Origin of the sequence: Paraburkholderia caribensis (assembly GCF_002902945.1) — a bacterium.
Classification (GTDB): Bacteria; Pseudomonadota; Gammaproteobacteria; order Burkholderiales; family Burkholderiaceae; genus Paraburkholderia; species Paraburkholderia caribensis.
Genome location: NZ_CP026102.1, coordinates 1092242 through 1108607, shown reverse-complemented (window position 1 = coordinate 1108607; position 16366 = coordinate 1092242). Strand labels below are relative to the sequence as shown.

Genomic DNA, 16366 nt, shown 5'->3' with positions numbered 1-16366 from the left:
TCAATCCTTCAGCCGGCGCGCAGCGACCGCGCGCAACAGCCGGTAGAACACGGCCGCGATGATCAGCGCCGCGATCAGCCCGGCGAGCAGCAACAGCAGCGGATGCACGGACAACGCCCAGCGCATGTACTCGATGGGCGACAGATGGCCGACGTAATACACGTCGCCGTTCGACACGACTTCGAGCGTCCTGCCGCGCACCACGGTCAAGCCGCCCTGGATCGACTGGACGAGATCGGCGTCGAGCAGCGCGTTGGTCAGATCGGTGTCGGACTGGCCGGGCGCCGAGATCAGCGCGACCACGCTGCGGCCTTTTTCCAGCGGCGACTGGAAGCCGGTGATGATCGCATCGCCCGACGAGCTCACCAGCGACAGATCCGCGCGCCCCGCGGTGCGCACGCCGCCGCGATCGCCGTGCCACCAGTTAGCGATGCGGAACGACACGTTCGAGAACTGCATGCGGCGCGAGTCGTCGGCGGCGGAGAACGGCATGTTCGCTTCCCAGCTGGTCAGCAACGGCTGCTGGCCGGGCGCGCCGATCACGAGCAGGTCCTTGTCGGCGAGACGCTGCACGTCGGCGGACGTCGCGACGGTCACGGCCGTGACGGGATACGCCGTCGACGCGCCCATGCGGCCCATCACCGTCAGATACAGGCTGTAGTCGCTCGGGTTCGCGTTGACGGGCAGGATCACAGCCGTCTGCGACAGGTCGGCAAGCTTCGTGAACGGCCAGCCGCTGTTCGCGAACGCGGCCAGATCGGGCAGCGCCATATAGTGCGGGAACGACGACAGGTCGATGGTCGAATCGGGATCGATCTCGCCGCGCACGTTGTCGAGAACCTGCCCCTGGCATTCGCCCGTCTTCGGCATGTCGTAGTAGAAGTGGAAGCGCAATTGCGCCTGGGACGCGAGCAGATGCGGCGGAATGTAGATTTCTTTCGATGCGGGCGCCGTGTGATCGGGCAGCATCCGGTTCAGATAGCGGCCGAGATCGAGCATCGACGACGACTGCGCGGGAATCCGCAGCGCCTGCACGAAGTTGTTGTTGACGCTGATGTTGAGCGTCGAGCGGTCCGGCGCGGGGCGCACGGTGAAGCGATAGCGCAGGTCGATGGGCACGCCCTTCGTGCGCCACGTGAACAGATCGGGCGCAATGCGCAGATCCACGCGCACGACGTCGCCGTTATAGCCGCGCACGGACAGGTCCTTCGGCACGGCCAGTTCGCCGAAGCGCACGGGGCGATCGGTCGGCAGCCAGCCGGGCGCGTCGTACGGCTGACGCGCGCGCGGCGCGTCGACATGCGTGATGGTCTGCACGGTGCCCGACAGGGCCGCCTCGCCGAGCGACAGCGCGTTAGCGGCGATCTTCAGCTCGCGCGCGTCGCGGCCCAGCACGAGCAGCAGCTTGCCGTGCGCGGGCGCTTCGCGATCGACGACCGCGAGCATCGGGCCGTTGATGGTGGGCAGCGTCACGCCTGCGGGCCTTTCGTCGTTGGTCGCGAACACGACCGCGTTACCCGCCAGCGGCGCGTTGTCGAGTTGCGCGGGAAACAGCGCGCCGCGATAGCCGGCCAGCGAGCCGAACCACGACGCGACCGCGCCCGCCGCTTCGAGCGCTTGCGGCGAAGGTCTGGCGGAGAACACGAACGGCAGTTCGAGGCGGCGGATGTCGCGCCGGTCGAAGAAAGGCAGCGGCAGCGCGCCGAGATCAGGCTTGGCTGCGAGCGACGCGAAGGTGAGATCGAGCGTGCTTGCGTTGCTGACGGTCGCCCATAGCGCGCTGCTCGCCGGGTCTTCACAGCCCTGCGTGTAGTGGCCGATCAGCTGGACGTTCAGGTGATTGAACTCGGTGATCAGCCGCGGTTCGAGCGGAATGTCGCGCGCGAGCAGCGTGCCCGCCTGCTCGCGCGGCAGCGGCAGGGTCGCGGCGACTTCGCCGTTCACGAGCACTTTGAGATGCGACAGGTTCGAGAGCAGCGACGGCGAATAGCTATAGATCAGATGCAGGTTCGCGCCTGTCACGACCTCATCGGCGCGTACCGAGAACGGCACGCCGTTCTGGCCGTCGACGCCGCGCAGTTGCAGCGGATCGAGCGCGCCGAGTTGGGCGAACGTGAAGGTCTGACGGCGTCCGCCCGATACGGCCGTGCCGTTGTCGGCCGTGGTCGGCATCGTGTCGCGGCCGCCGCGCACGACGGCAAAGGGTTGCGGCGCCGGCTCGGCGAACGCGGGCTGCAGCCCGGCGCGCGAATCGACGGGCTTCGCCGAGGGCAGCGGCGGCAAGCCGTTGCTGGCGGGCGCGGACGGCACGAGCGGCGTCGTGGCGGGCGTCGTTCCCGGCTTCGCCGCCAGTTCGGCGCGCGTGGCGGGAATCGCGCCCGGTGAGGCGGACGGCGCTGCATCGGATGCGGCCTGCACAGTGGGCACGGTAGTCACGAACAGCAGCGCGAACAGCGTCGCGGCCAGCGTCGCGCGCAGCGGCAAGCGCAAGCCGTTGCGCGTCAGCGAACGCGCGGCTCGACGCAAACCCGCCCTCTTCGCCGCTGAACAGGCGTCGTCGTATCGCAAGATCCCCATACTTATTTTCCGTTCTTCGTGTCGTTTGCTGCCGTCTTGCGTCTGCCGCTCCATGTGCGCAGGTCGGCGTACAGATGTTCGAACAGCCCGCCGATACCGCCCACGCCAACCCGCATCACATGCGACAGGCTCCTGAGCGGCGTATCGACTTCGCGCCCTTCCGCCCAGCCGGTCCAGGCGTCGGCGCGCGCGAACGTGCTCTGCACGAAGTCGAGTTCCTGCTCGCGCGTCATCGGCGCGAACTTCAGGCCGACGCGGCCCGGCACCGAGTAGGTGACGTCGGCGGGAAACACGAACTCTTCGTGGCCGCGAAACAGCGACACCACCACGCTCTCGTGCAACGGCACCTGGATCGCGGCAGGCAGTTGCAGCGCGACGCCGCCTTCCGCGTAATCGACGGTTTCGCACACCAGCGTGCGGCCCGTCGAGAAGCGCAGCGACGCCGGAATGCGCATCGCCACGCGATGCGTCGAGCGCACCTGGCGCTGCTCGCGCGCCGCCGCGACGCTCGCGCCGAGGATCAGCATGTTGTAGCCCGTCCATGCCAGGTTCAGCACCGTCGTCTGCACTTCGCTGTGCGAACTGGCGTTGAGCGCGATATGCACGCAGCCGGTGATGAAACCGAGCAGGTTCAGCGCCAGCAGAATCAGATACGGGCGTGAGATGCCCCAGTCGAAGTATTGCTCGTCGATGCGCCCGCCCTTCGCCGTCACGTTGAACTTGCCGAGCTTCGGGTTGATCAGCGCGAGCAGCGTCGGCGCCGTGATGTACGACGCGAGCACCGATTCATAGACTTCGGACCAGAACGAATGGCGAAACTTCTGCTGCATCCGCGAGTTCGTGATGTTCGCGTGGAACATGTGCGGCAACGCGAAGATCGCGATCGTGCCCGCCGCCGCCTGGATGATGTGCGCGTTGAAGAACAGGAACGACAGCGGCGCGGTGAGGAACACCAGACGCGGAATGCCGTAGAAGAAGTGCATCATCGCGTTCAGATAGCACAGCCGCTGGCCGAACGACAGGCCGCGCCCCGTGAGCGGATTGTCGATGCGGAAAATCTGCGTCATGCCGCGCGCCCAGCGGATGCGCTGGCCGATGTGGCCGCCCAGGCTTTCCGTCGCCAGGCCCGCGGCCTGCGGGATCGACAGGTACGCGGTCGTGTAGCCCTTGCGGTGCAGCTTGAGCGCCGTGTGCGCGTCCTCCGTCACGGTCTCGACGGCGATGCCGCCGATTTCCTCGACCATCGTGCGGCGCAGGAGCGCGCACGAGCCGCAGAAGAACGTCGCGTTCCACAGGTCGTTGCCGTCCTGCACGAGACCGTAGAACAGCTCGCCTTCGTTCGGCACCTTGCGGAACGTGCCGAGGTTTTTTTCGAACGGATCGGCGGAGAAGAAATGGTGCGGCGTCTGCAGCATCGACAGCTTCCTGTCGCGCAGGAACCAGCCGAGGCCCACTTGCAGGAAGGAGCGCGTCGGAATGTGATCGCAGTCGAAGATCGCGAAGTATTCGCCGTCGGTGATCTTCAGCGCCTCGTTGATGTTGCCCGCCTTCGCGTGGCGGTTGTGCGAGCGGATCGTCCACGCCACGCCCACTTCCTCGCAGAACGCCTTGAACTCGGGGCGGCGGCCGTCGTCGAGCACGTGAATGGACAGCTTGTCTTTCGGATAGTCGAGCGCGATCGCCGCGTAGACGGTCGGCTTCACCACCGACAACGGCTCGTTGTAAGTGGGAATGAAAATATCGACGGTCGGCCAGGCGCTGCGGTCCAGAGGCAGCGGCATGGGCTTGCGCCTGAGCGGCCACGCGGTCTGGAAGTATCCGAGCATCAGCACGAGCGCCGCATACACTTCCGCCGACACCAGCAGCAAACCCCATACGGCGTCGAGCGGCCGTTCCCAGTAGGTCGTCTCCGTCAGACGCCAGTACATGTAGCGGCCCGTCGCGATCACCGACAGCATGATCATCACGAGCGTCGCATAGTGCCCTTGCGCGCGGCGAAACAGCAGCGCGCAGACAAAGCAGCAGATCGCAAACGTGAGCTGCTCGCCGAACGCGAGCGGCACCGTGAACACGAAGAACAGCGCCGCCAGCGCGAACAGTACGAGCAGGATCGTGACGGGCTTGCTGCCCAGAATGCGTCCGTCGATCAGATGCGAAGCGAGGCGATCGAAACGCGAGCGGCGCGGCGCCGCGTTGTCGGCGGCGTCGAGAATGTCTTCGGGGGCGGTGCTCATGCAGCGTTCCTCGGCAGCCGGGCCTGACCGTTCAGGCGCGTGCCCAGCCAGTCGCCGCAGGCGCGCAGGTCGGCGGCCGCCTGGCTGTGCGGATCGTAGTGGATCACGGTCGTGTCGTACGCCAGCGATTCGCTCACGCCCTGGTCGAGATGGATCACGCCGGGGAACAGATGGTCGTCGAGCGCATCGCGCAACACCTTGACGACGTCTTTCGTCAGACTGCGGCTCTGGTCGACCTGGTTGATCACGTAGCCGTAGCCGAGGAAGTCCTGACGCGGCAACGCGTAGGTCTGGATCAGACGCTCCATCTGCGGAATCGCCGCATAGGAAGCGGCATCGGCGATCACGACGTTCAGCACGAAGTCCGCAGCCAGCAGCGCGGCGCGCGTGTAGGCCGTCGCGCCCGGGGGCGTGTCGATCAGCACGATGTCGTCGGCGTCGAGCGCGAGCGCTTCGAGCGATGCGCGGATCAGATACGGATCGGCGTCGAGTTGCGCTTCGAACACGCGCCGGTCGTCTTCGTTCAGCGCGCCATGCGGCAGCGCCGTAATGCCGTCGATGCCGTCGAACATCACCGTGCGCCACGATGCGCCCGCGAGCGTCGCGCGGGAGACGCCGTCGTAATTGTCGATGGGAATGCCGAAGTGCAGACGCAGCGCGTTTTGCGGATCGAAATCGACGGCAATCACACGGCGTCCGTTCGAGCCCAGCACCGAGGCGAGATTCGCGGCGAGCGTCGTCTTGCCGACACCGCCTTTAGCCGAAACAACCGAAACGACTCTCATGCGTCACCATCCGCCTTGAAGCGCGCTCTGAAGGTGTCGCGCAACGAACGACCAGGCGCCGCCGATCCATGCGACAGGCGGGCGAAGAGCGATGACAGGTCTTTCGACGGCGCATTGGCGGGTGTCGCCGGCTGGGATGCATTCGTGCCGCCGAACAGCCCCGAGAGGATCGAACCGCCCTGCGGTTGCGAGGTGGCCGGCGGCCTGGCGCGCGCCGGTTCCAGCGGGGGATTTTCAAATGGGGCACGAGCAAACGTTTGATGGCGCACGAAAAAAGGGGCGGCCTGGACGGGTTGTGCTTCACGCCGTGGCGCGGCATCGGGCGACGCCGGTTTCGTCGACGGCGCGGCGTCGACGGTGGGTGCAGGCGGGACGGCTGCGTGCGCCTGAGCAGCGGGCACAGCCGACGTGCCTGGCGCGTTGGCGGCGGCATTGCCGCGGTCCACGGCAGCGGCGACGGAGGGCGGCGCGCTGAAGCGGTTCGCGCCCATTTGCGCGGGAGCGACGGGCGGGGGCATCGACGCGTGGCGATGGCCGCGCGCGAACAGCGGCGGGCGCGCCGGTCCGGTGGATTCGGAGCGGGCGGCCGCGGCGGCCGGTTGCGCCGCGGTTGCGGGCGACGCCTGAGCGGCCGGCTCGACGCGTGCCGCCGGCGACACGGGACGGCCCGCGTCCGGCACGGGCGTGGTGTGCGCGATGTCGAGCGCGTTCAGCAACGGCCAGCGCAGCGCGGCATGCTTCGCGTCGTCGTCCCGCGTCACCTCCTGATATTGCCCGGCGTCGCCGCCGAAGCGCCGGAACAGATTACCGACGTCGTCTGAAACGCTCATGATGTTTCCTGTGCTTGTCCTGCGCATCCCTGTACTGCGACAGCGTTAGCTGCCCACCCACTGTTTCACTATATGGTTAACGTCGTCGTTGGACTCAAGTTTAGTCAGGGCGCTTTCAACAGTCTGAATTCGCATGTGTGCGCGTTGACGCCTTGATATTCCTGCAGTGCCAGCGAGCCCGCGCCCAGTTCGCGCAGCCAGTGCTGATACGCGCCTTCGAGAAATGCGGAAACCCACGGCGCGGCCCGTTCGCCGAATGCGGCAAGCGGCGCGCAGGAATGTTCGATGGACAGATAGTCGTCGCGTTCGGCAAGGCGGACGAAGCCCCAGTCGAGCCCGGACCATATGCTGTTGAGAAACGCCGCGAGATCGTCGAGCGTCGTGCACTCGCCCGCCGGGCGCTTTGCAGCGAAGCGCGCGCCAATGCGCGACATCAGCATGCGCAACTGTGACGTGTCGATCTGCGTCTCGAACTCTTCGGCGAGTGCGGTGAGAAAGCCGCGCCATTGCACAGAAGTCTGATGTCGCGTGTAATAGTCGAGCAAGGTTGCCGTGTGTTCGTCTTGCATGTCCGAGAGGTTGATGACGTGTGCGTAGGATTTGACGGGAAGACGCTGCTTCCACTAGCGGACACCGTCACGCAGACAGACTGCCATGTTCAGCGAATGGTCATAATGGGCGTCGCCAGCATAGCATCGTTCAGTTGCCTATAAAAAAGCAACCGGCATGGTTTCTGATGTGGAAGGCAGACGACGAAACGTTTATTTTGCGCTTGCTCTTTTGCGTCGGCTCTGGGCAGTTCATTGAATGTTTCATTCGAAATACGCATTTTCTTCCATGCCTTAGAGGCAAGTCAGCTTAAGTATCTTTCAATGCATTACTGCTTCCGGAGTTAGACGATGAAGATCAACGACGAGCGCGCCATTCAGTTTCTCGGCGAAATTCGCAAGCCGCTACTCGTGCTGCATAAGGCCATACTCGATCACGAGCGCGCCTTGTATGAGAAGGAGTTCGGACCCGTCACGCCGGCCGCGTTCCTGCAGGTGTTGATCAATGGGTCGGGCTTCCGCTGGCTCAATCCGTTGTCGGTAATGATCGCGAATGTCGACGAGATTCTCGATGATGATGAAGCAACCAGCGCCGATCGTATTGGCGCCGTTGAATCTGTGGCCGCTCTTTTCTCGGGAGATTTGCCAGGCAACCTTTTCCTGCCGCATTATCGGCAAATTTTGCAGAACAGTCCCGACATACTGCATGCGCATGGACAAATCGCACCCATATTGAAAGCGCTTGAAGCGGGTTGATTAATCGACTCGTTTGTTTCGCATTTGAGTCGACGTATGAGAAACGGAAACTCGCATAGGCTCCTGTATTGCCTCACCTTTGCATAGTCCGCTTCAAGTGCGGTGGAACGCGGAATCGGGCACGGCAGAATGATTCCGGCAGGGTTCAGATTCGCGAGGGTGAGAATCTGCGGGAGCGCACGCTACGCCGCAGCACACCCGTACTCTTATCGACTCAAAAACGAACCACGCTCGCACGACTATCGAACGGAGTGGAACACGCATGACACACTGGACGCTCGATCAGCAGTTCACGTATCGCGATCAAACCGTTCGTTATCGGGTCTTCGGCGATGGTCCGCCCATCGTGCTGATACACGGCACGCCGTTTTCGTCATGGGTATGGCACCGGATCGCGCCGCATCTCGCCCATGACCGCAAGGTTCATGTGTACGATCTGCTCGGCTATGGGCAATCGGAGAAGCGCGAAGGCGGGGATGTGTCGCTCGGCGTGCAGAACGGCTTGCTTGCTGCACTGCTCGAACACTGGGGACTCGCTGCGCCCGATGTCGTCGCACATGACTTCGGCGGGGCGACGGCACTGCGCGCGCACCTGATCGACGGTTGCGACTACAAAAGCCTTACGCTGATCGATCCCGTCGCGGTCGCGCCATGGGGCTCGCCGTTCGTGCGGCATGTGCGCGAACATGCGGCGGCTTTTGCCGGGGTACCCGCGTATATCCATGAAGCCGTCGTCAAAGCGTACCTGCGCGGCGCGGTCACAAGGACCCTCACTGACGAAGAGCTTGCGCCCTATGCCATGCCGTGGCTAGGCGACGTGGGACAACCGGCGTTCTATCGACAGATCGCGCAAATGGACCAGCGCTACACCGATGAGGTCGAAGCGCGCTATCCGCAGATACGCTGCCGCACGCAGATTCTATGGGGCGAAGAGGATCAGTGGATTCCCATCGAACGCGGGCGGCATCTGGCCAGCGTCATTCCGCACGCGCGTCTTCAGCCGGTGCAGAATGCCGGGCATCTGATGCAGGAAGACGCGCCGGAAGCGATCGTCGCCGCTGTGTTGCGGTGGATAGACCGAGCGTCAGCGGGTTAGGCCGACGCGAGCCTTATCCGCGTTGATGCGGCAGGAACGGCATCGGATCGATGGGCTTGCCGTCGCGGCGCAGTTCGAACAGCACGGACACGCGCGAATTGTTCTCGCTGCCCATCTCGGCGATCTGCTGACCCTTGCGCACGATGTCACCCGTCTTCACGAGCAGCTTGCGGTTATGCGCGTAGGCCGTCAGGAAATCCTTGTTGTGCTGCACGATGATGAGACTGCCGTACTCGTTGAGCCCCATGCCGGCGTACATGACCTTGCCGTCGGCCGCGGCGCGGATCGGGTCGCCCGGCTTGCCGCCGATTTCGATGCCGCGTGTCTCGCCAGCCTGAAAGCCTTCGACCACATTACCTTGCGCCGGCCAGATCAGCGCCACGCCCTTCGCGTGACGCGCCAGTTCGGCGTTGACTTCACGGGCGTCGGCGGCGCTCGGCGCGGGGGCACCTGCGGCGGGCGCCGATGCCGTCGCGCTCGAACTGCCGCTCGTGTTGCCGGCCGCTGCGTTGCCCACCGTGGCGCTCGACGCACCGTTCGAAGCCGCTGCGGCGCTATTTGCGCCGGGCGGTGTCGCGCCCTGCGCCGCAGCCGGACCCACAGGAGCAGCCGGAGCAGCGACCATCTTCACCGCATCCGGCGACGATACCTTCAGCGCCTGCCCGATATGCAAGCGAGACGACGGCTTCAGATGATTCCACGCGAGGACTTGTTTGACAGTCACGTTATGGCTGCGCGCGATGCGCGCCAGCGAATCGCCGCGACGCACCTTATAGACGACGGGCGGAACCGGCTGCGCCACCAACTGGGGCGCAGGCGCTGCAGGCGCCGGATCGGCTGCCGTCTGCGCGACCGATACCGCGTCGTTCTTGTTCGCGTCCTGATCGCCGACGTGCGCGCAGGCGCCCAACATCAAGGCGAGCGTGAAGCTCGCGAAACTGGCCCAGGTCCTGTCGAATCCATTCTTCGACATATGCTCTCCCGCATGATTCGTTCAATGACCGAAGGCGCGCGGCTCGCCCAATCAGCGGATGTCGAAAGACACCCACGGAGGCGTGCAGCATGCCGCCTCGTTGCGGCCTCAACCGTCCGGCGCCATGCCGGGGCCATTCCGTCATCCTGCTGGGAGCCGCGTCACATCTGATGCGATCTTCCGCTAAAGGGGTCGGAATAGCCTTCTTAATCAAAGCCGCATTGTAAAGTGCAGCCACCGGAAAACGCGGCGCGCGAACACTCTGATACAAAATGTTTAATCGCGGTAATTTTCGGTGGTTGGCGGGTAGATCCCTACCCTATCGACTGTCTTTTAAACCACGCGTCATAAAACCGCTCTATCTCATATCGGCACGACGCGCGTGAAACTTGAGACACACCCGTCGAGGCAGTCAACACGGAGAGATCAATGGCCGGCATCAGCGAATCGAAAACGATCAGCGTGGCGATCGCGCGTGACTGGCGGGAGGTCTACGCGTTCATGGAGCATCCACTGTCATTCGCGCAGTGGGCGTCGGGGCTGGGCAAGCCATTGCGCGGCAAAGGCGCCCAATGGACATTCGAAAGCGCGGACGGCAAGCCCGTCGATGTGCGCTTCACGCCGCGCAATCCATATGGCGTGCTCGATCACTATGTGAGCACCGGACAGGGCGACGAGATCTATATACCGATGCGCGTGATTGCGAATCGCGAAGGCTGCGAAGTGTTGTTTACGCTGTTCCGGACAGCAGGCATGAGCGACGCGCAATTCGCCGCGGACGCGCAGTGGGTTGGACGCGATCTCGCTGAACTGAAGCGCTTTCTCGAGCAGCAATAGAGTCCGCTGGACTCACGCGCGCACGATCGTCACGCCGAGCGCTTCGAATGGCGCGGTGGTCGACGCGGACGCGCCCTTCTCGACGATGATCGTGCTCGCTGCGTCGATGCCCGCAATCATGTATGCCGACGCGGCATTCAACTTCTCCGACGACGCGAGCACGACTGTCTCTGCCGCGCGCGCCACCAGCGCGCGCTTCACGTAAGCCTCTTCGAGATCCCCTGTGCTCAACCCTGCCTCGGGATGAACGCCCGTTACACCCATGAAATAGAGATCGGCGCGAATGTGGCCGAGCGCTTCGATCGCGGCCGCGCCGACTGTCACCATCGAATGACGGAACAGCCGCCCGCCGATGATCACAACCTCCAGCGCCTCGTGCGCCGCGAGTTCCACCGCGACGCTCGGACTGTGCGTCACGATCGTCGCGCGCAGGTCGGCGGGGAGATGGCGCGCCAGCTGGACAGCAGTCGTACCGCCGTCGATGAAGGCGATCTGGCCCGGCGCGATCATCCGCGCGGCGGCCCGGCCGATCGCCGCCTTCGCTTCCGAGCCGATCGCCTGGCGCCCGGCGAGATTCGCCACCGCCGGCGATGAAGGCAATGCGCCGCCGTGCACGCGCTGCAGCTTGCCCTCTGCGGCAAGCTCGCGCAGGTCGCGGCGCACCGTGTCTTCGGAGACGCCGAATGCCTCGCTCAGCGGTTTGGCCAGCACCTGGCCGTCGCGCTGGAGCGCATCGAGAATCAGCTTCTTACGTTGGGAAGTCAGCATTTGTCTGTTGGTGCCGTTTTTCCGGACTGCACGAATTTTCTTGATTTTGCATGAACCTGCACGATACCATGGTTCCGTTCGGGACAAGGAGGATTCATGGACAAAACGGCCGACCGCGTGCGTATCGTCGATGTGCAGGTGCTGTCCGACGACTGGTACGTCCTGAAGAAGACCGTGTTCGACTACCGGCGGGCAGATGGCAGTTGGCAACGGCAGAGCCGCGAGACATACGATCGCGGCAACGGTGCGACGCTGCTGCTCTACGACCCACGCCGACGGACCGTCGTGCTGACGCGGCAGTTCCGCTTGCCTGCGTTCGTCAATGGACACGAAGGGATGTTGATCGAAACGCCCGCCGGATTACTCGAAGAGGCATCGCCGGAAGAAAGGATTCGCGCTGAAGTCGAAGAGGAAACCGGCTATCGCGTGGCATGCGTGCGCAAGGTGTTCGAAGCGTTCATGAGTCCGGGCTCGGTGACCGAGAAGCTCTACTTCTTCGTCGCCGAATACGATGCCGATGCGCGCATCAGCCGTGGCGGAGGAATCGCCGATGAAGGCGAAGATATCGAAGTACTCGAACTGCCCTTCGACGATGCATTAGCAATGATCGCGAAAGGCGACATAGTGGACGGCAAGACCATCATGTTGTTGCAGTACGCGGCGCTTCATCTGTTTGTGAATGAAGGCACAGCGGCGCACGAAATGCGCGAATAAAAAAACCCGTCGGGCTTCTGATGAGGCGCGACGGGAAATGCATGGAAATCTCACGACACGAATGTCGCTTGCTACATCGCGCGATCAGAACTTGTGGCGAATCGCTGCGCGGAACGCGAGCTGGTTCGATGTCGACGATGGAGCCTGTGTTCCGAGAATGAACGCGTTGTCCATGATCGAATTCGTCTTGTCGCCTGCGACCTTCTGGTACACACCTTGAACGTAGAAGTCCGTGCGTTTGGAGATGTTGTAGTCCGCCATCAGGCCCACCGTGTGAACCTTGGGCTTTGCGCTGCCCGTCGACGAATCGTAGTTCTCCAGCGTGTACACGTATTCGCCGCCGACATAGAACGCGGGCGTCAATTGATACTTCGCGTTCAGTTCGAAGTTCTGGAACCTCAGGCGGTTGAGCGTCGAGCCTGCCGCGACGATCGCGCCCGGCGTGCCGAGATAGCCGTTGCCCGTCGGGTTGTTGTAGGTCGAGTTCGTATAAGCAAAGCCGACCGTCGCCGAGCCGAACGTGTAGTTGACCCCTGCGGCGAATACACGCATGCGCTGGGCGAGGAAGCTGGCGTCGTTGGTTGCGATCGCGCCGCTTGACGTTGCGCCCGTGTTGTTCGCCTGCAAGTAAGCGGCGGCGAGCAACAGGCTGCCCGTTGCATATTGTGCACCGAAGCTGTATTGACGGTTGTTGGCAAAGTTCGTGTCGTTGCTGAAGCTGTACGTGCCACCGAACTGGAAGCCGGCGATGTCAGGACTCGCGTACTTGACCGTGTTGTTGACGCGGAACGAGTTGTCCGTGTTGTCGTTATCGAACGGGTGCGAGAACAGATAGCCAGACCAGTTGCCGTTCGACGTCGTTTGCGCGAGGTAATCGACGACGGAATCGTATTGACGGCCCAGCGTGACCGTACCGAACCGGTCGTTCGACACACCAACGTACGCCTGACGGCCGAACATGCGGCCGCCCTGCCCCAAACGGCCGCTATTCACGTCGAAACCGTTTTCCAACTGGAAGATCGCCTTGTTGCCAGCGCCCAGATCTTCCGCCCCTTTCAGGCCCCAACGGCTGCCTTGCGCATAGCCGCTTTGCAATTCGACGACGCTGTGGCCGCCGACGCTATTTGTATAGTTGATACCTTCATCGATCACGCCATATAGCGTGACGCTGCTCTGTGCGAACACGGGAGCTGTGAAGGCGGCTGTAGCAGCCAGCGCGATGACCTGTTTCTTCATTAGACGATCTCCGATTTTGGTAGATATGGTGGCTGGTGCGTTTTGTGTTTTTAACACTTTTGTTCGGCATGCTTAATATTCGTTCAGCTTTGTTGCCGATTTGTTTGCACGCGCTTCCTGGTACAGGTGCGTGCAACGGACGTGATGCTGCCCGAGCGCAACCATGTAGTCCAGTTGTACTACGGACCGGGACGAAATTCGTTGTGAAATGCCCACGAATGGTGCATCAATTCGTGGGATTGAATTGGTCCGTAGGGGAAGTTCGAGATCTCGTCGCGTATTTTCGCTAAAGCTCTCCCGCACGAAACTTCTACACTGTGAATCGGAATCGTCCGATAGGACTTGCGGAAAGGGATTCGTATTCTCTGCGCCTCTATGTGGCGCGCGCTTAAGCTAACGACAGAGCTTTGGACCCGACCGTTCGTCTCAACGCTCAATCATGCTTCGCGCCAAGGCTCACCGATACGCGGCCGGGAGGCATTGATGAAAACGACTTACCACGATGTTTCGCGTAGTCCGAACCGCACACTTTCAAATCACACTGCGAGCCCTGGTACTCACGTTATCGGGATCTTCGTCTTCGACGGGTTTTCGCTGTTGCCGGCAGTGGAAGTTGTCGACGTATTCGACAAGGCGAATCAGGTTCTGGCTGCTGGGCATGATGACGCGCCTCGCTATAGGACCGTTTTTGTTTCGAGCGACGGTGGTTGTGTGTCCAGTTCCGCGCGTATCGATGTGTTGACACAATCAGTCGAGCTGTTTCGGTCCGGTCGGGCGGTATTTGTCGCGGGCGGAGAAATGGCGGTGGACGTTACAAGAGATGTGAAGATCAGTGGATGGCTTCGCGGCACGACGTCACACGTTGATGAGGTTTTCGTTATTGGAAACGGCGATGCTTCGTTGGATGTCGTCGCGTCTAGCCAAATTCAAAATCCACGGGTTCGGACGGATGCTGGTGGCCTCCAACCAGGCGGCCCCACGGGCAACAACACGTCAGATCATGCATCGCGGTCAGCAGTGCGGCACGCGCTTGGATTGATCAGGCAGGACTTTGGTTTGTCCGTGTTGCGACGCGTGCTTGAACATCTTCCTGATACTGGATTGGCTGAATTCAATGCCATCGCTGCCAACGGTGCCAAGTCGATCACGGAGAAGATCCACGAGAGCGCGCGGTGGATCACGCGCAACTGCAATAGGCCAATTTCGATTACGGTCGCCGCGCAGATGGCAGGGATGAGCGACCGCTCGTATTTGCGGCATTTTCGAGCGGAAATGGGGGTGAAGCCGTCTGAGCATCTGCGACGGTCGCGCGTTGAGCTCGCTGCGGCGATGCTCATATCGAGTGACTTGCCGGTCGACAAGATCGCGCGGCGCTGTGGGCTGACCAGTGGGGAGTGTCTTGCGAGACTCTTTCGGCAGGTCTGGCACATTTCGCCGACGGAGTATCGGAACGGATTTCAAGCAACTCACGCAGGAGCGTGACAATCCGTGAATCGACTAGACACGCCTTCCGGAACGCAATTGGCACATTAAAACAATGCTAACACCTATTTCCAAAGCCACCGATTTCCTATGTATTTCGACATCCGCTTATGTTTCACAAATCATCGTCTTTCACGACCACGCAACATTCACAAATGTTGATGGTCTACTGGGACTGCTCGGGCTTGTGCTCCCATTCATCACGTTTCAATTGACACGTGTCTATCGGCCATTTCGCTACGATTCGGCGTTCAATAGCGCGTTTCGGGCGCTTCTTGGCTGGTTTCTGGCCCAATTCATTTTGACTGCGCTCTCACACGGCTATCCTGGCCGGGAGATACGGGAGCAATGGCTATTGTGGTGGACGGTCATAGCCGCGTGCACGATCATCGTTGGACGTTTAGCTGTCCACGCACTGCCCTTGCTGCTTCGCTCGCGGCGATTCGCACCGCCCCGGATCGCAATCGTCGCCCCTTTCGCCGCGAACGGCGATTTGCTCGAACGCATCGCTCCACGGACGCGAAACGCCTTCGTCCCAGAGGTCATTTTCGATCCGTCCCTACCGATGGACACGATAATTGATCACATTCCAGCAGTTCGAGAACTAAATACCCTTAAGCAGATCGTTCGGACACGAAAGCTTATGGAGATCTGGATCATCAATTCGCCTTTTGAACCCATTTCTGTCGAACATCTATTCGATGAGTTCCGTGACGCATTCATCAATATCAGAGTCCTTCCCATGTCCGATGGAAATATCTCGAATGCGGCCGTAATGGGAGATTACCGTGGGGTTCCCATCCTGAACATCATGGCAGCGCCGGATCGAGGATGGGATGTCGTTCCTAAAGAATTGTTCGATCGTATATTTTCTTTTTGCGTCCTTTTATTAATCTCACCGCTTCTGATGGCGATCGCAATTTCCGTGAAATTATCGTCGCCAGGCCCTGTGTTGTTCCGACAACACCGAAAGGGTATGAACGGAGACGTCTTTTCGATCTACAAGTTTCGGACGATGTTCCATGGAGCAGACAAGCCCGGCACTGTCGTTCAGGCGCGCAAGGGCGATTCCCGGGTGACTAAAGTGGGTCGGTTTCTGCGAAGCACGAGCCTCGATGAATTACCTCAATTCTTCAACGTCCTTAAGGGTGAAATGTCAGTAGTCGGGCCGCGCCCTCATGCTGTCGAGCATGACGAGTATTACAAAGAGCTTGTTCAACACTATATGTTTCGCTACCGGATCAAGCCTGGGATCACAGGCTGGGCTCAAATCAATGGCCACCGAGGCGAAACAGCGCAACTCGAGCAGATGGAAGCCCGGGTCAGGTTCGATATGCATTACATCCAGCACTGGACGTTTTGGTTCGATATGAAAATTATTGCTTTGACTATTTTCAAAGGCTTTGTGGGGAACGGCGCCTACTAATATGTTTGTTTTCGCCCGCCATCCTCTTCCAAACCAACGTTGCAACCCATTTTTTATTTTCGCTTTTTATCTCACATCTCTTTGGCACGCTCTCAAACAGATTC

General features: G+C 61.6%; 14 protein-coding genes. 6 read left to right on the top strand and 8 right to left on the bottom strand.

Features of this window, described 5'->3' with window-relative positions:
• From bcsB to bcsD, 5 genes are all read right to left on the bottom strand, one after another.
• Positions 1-2577 (bottom strand): cellulose biosynthesis cyclic di-GMP-binding regulatory protein BcsB, encoded by a 2577-nt coding sequence (gene bcsB / locus C2L66_RS21465; protein WP_060603116.1) that lies wholly within the window; start codon positions 2575-2577, stop codon positions 1-3.
• A gap of 2 nt (positions 2578-2579) precedes the next feature.
• A complete protein-coding gene (gene bcsA, locus C2L66_RS21460; RefSeq protein WP_054934647.1) occupies positions 2580-4811 on the bottom strand; it encodes a UDP-forming cellulose synthase catalytic subunit in 2232 nt (743 codons plus the stop codon).
• Positions 4808-5596 carry a cellulose biosynthesis protein BcsQ gene (bcsQ, locus tag C2L66_RS21455; protein WP_035989276.1) on the bottom strand — a complete coding sequence of 263 codons (789 nt, stop codon included), beginning with the start codon at positions 5594-5596 and terminating at the stop codon, positions 4808-4810. The genes bcsA and bcsQ overlap by 4 nt, the downstream gene beginning before the upstream one ends.
• Positions 5593-6426, bottom strand: coding sequence for a cellulose biosynthesis protein BcsP (gene bcsP / locus C2L66_RS21450; RefSeq protein ID WP_054934646.1), 834 nt, complete (start codon positions 6424-6426; stop codon positions 5593-5595). Before bcsP ends, bcsQ begins: the two co-directional genes overlap by 4 nt.
• 104 nt (positions 6427-6530) lie before the next feature.
• The gene (gene bcsD, locus C2L66_RS21445; protein WP_060603118.1) at positions 6531-6995 is read right to left on the bottom strand and encodes a cellulose biosynthesis protein BcsD; all 465 of its coding nucleotides are present in this window, start codon (positions 6993-6995) and stop codon (positions 6531-6533) included.
• Between the two features lie 330 nt (positions 6996-7325).
• Between bcsD and C2L66_RS21440 the strand changes: the two genes are divergently transcribed.
• Together C2L66_RS21440 and C2L66_RS21435 are read left to right on the top strand one after the other, a co-directional pair.
• On the top strand, positions 7326-7730 hold the full coding sequence (locus tag C2L66_RS21440; protein WP_263627776.1) for a hypothetical protein: 405 nt from the start codon (positions 7326-7328) through the stop codon (positions 7728-7730).
• A 262-nt stretch (positions 7731-7992) separates the two neighbouring features.
• The gene (locus tag C2L66_RS21435; RefSeq protein ID WP_060603119.1) at positions 7993-8826 is read left to right on the top strand and encodes an alpha/beta fold hydrolase; all 834 of its coding nucleotides are present in this window, start codon (positions 7993-7995) and stop codon (positions 8824-8826) included.
• A 13-nt stretch (positions 8827-8839) separates the two neighbouring features.
• Here the strand turns inward: C2L66_RS21435 and C2L66_RS21430 are convergent, their stop codons facing one another.
• Positions 8840-9799 (bottom strand): peptidoglycan DD-metalloendopeptidase family protein, encoded by a 960-nt coding sequence (locus tag C2L66_RS21430; protein ID WP_060603122.1) that lies wholly within the window; start codon positions 9797-9799, stop codon positions 8840-8842.
• A gap of 429 nt (positions 9800-10228) precedes the next feature.
• On the opposite strand from C2L66_RS21430, the gene C2L66_RS21425 reads away from it, so the two are divergent.
• Complete coding sequence (locus tag C2L66_RS21425; RefSeq protein ID WP_054934642.1) at positions 10229-10636, top strand: hypothetical protein; 408 nt, start codon at positions 10229-10231, stop codon at positions 10634-10636.
• Positions 10637-10648: 12 nt separating this feature from the next.
• Here C2L66_RS21425 and C2L66_RS21420 read toward each other — a convergent pair whose 3' ends face one another.
• Complete coding sequence (locus C2L66_RS21420; RefSeq protein WP_054934641.1) at positions 10649-11404, bottom strand: DeoR/GlpR family DNA-binding transcription regulator; 756 nt, start codon at positions 11402-11404, stop codon at positions 10649-10651.
• Positions 11405-11500: 96 nt separating this feature from the next.
• Here C2L66_RS21420 and C2L66_RS21415 point away from each other — a divergent pair, with 96 nt between their 5' ends.
• Positions 11501-12118, top strand: a complete 618-nt coding sequence (locus C2L66_RS21415) for an NUDIX domain-containing protein (RefSeq protein ID WP_060603125.1) — start codon at positions 11501-11503, stop codon at positions 12116-12118.
• 84 nt (positions 12119-12202) lie between these two features.
• Here the strand turns inward: C2L66_RS21415 and C2L66_RS21410 are convergent, their stop codons facing one another.
• Positions 12203-13354, bottom strand: coding sequence for a porin (locus C2L66_RS21410; protein WP_060603128.1), 1152 nt, complete (start codon positions 13352-13354; stop codon positions 12203-12205).
• Positions 13355-13837: 483 nt separating this feature from the next.
• Here C2L66_RS21410 and C2L66_RS21405 point away from each other — a divergent pair, with 483 nt between their 5' ends.
• Both C2L66_RS21405 and C2L66_RS21400 read left to right on the top strand, forming a co-directional pair.
• Entirely contained in the window at positions 13838-14836 is a 999-nt protein-coding gene (locus C2L66_RS21405) for a helix-turn-helix domain-containing protein (RefSeq protein WP_054934638.1), read from the top strand.
• A gap of 55 nt (positions 14837-14891) precedes the next feature.
• On the top strand, positions 14892-16262 hold the full coding sequence (locus C2L66_RS21400) for an undecaprenyl-phosphate glucose phosphotransferase (RefSeq protein ID WP_060603132.1): 1371 nt from the start codon (positions 14892-14894) through the stop codon (positions 16260-16262).
• Positions 16263-16366 lie beyond the last annotated feature (104 nt).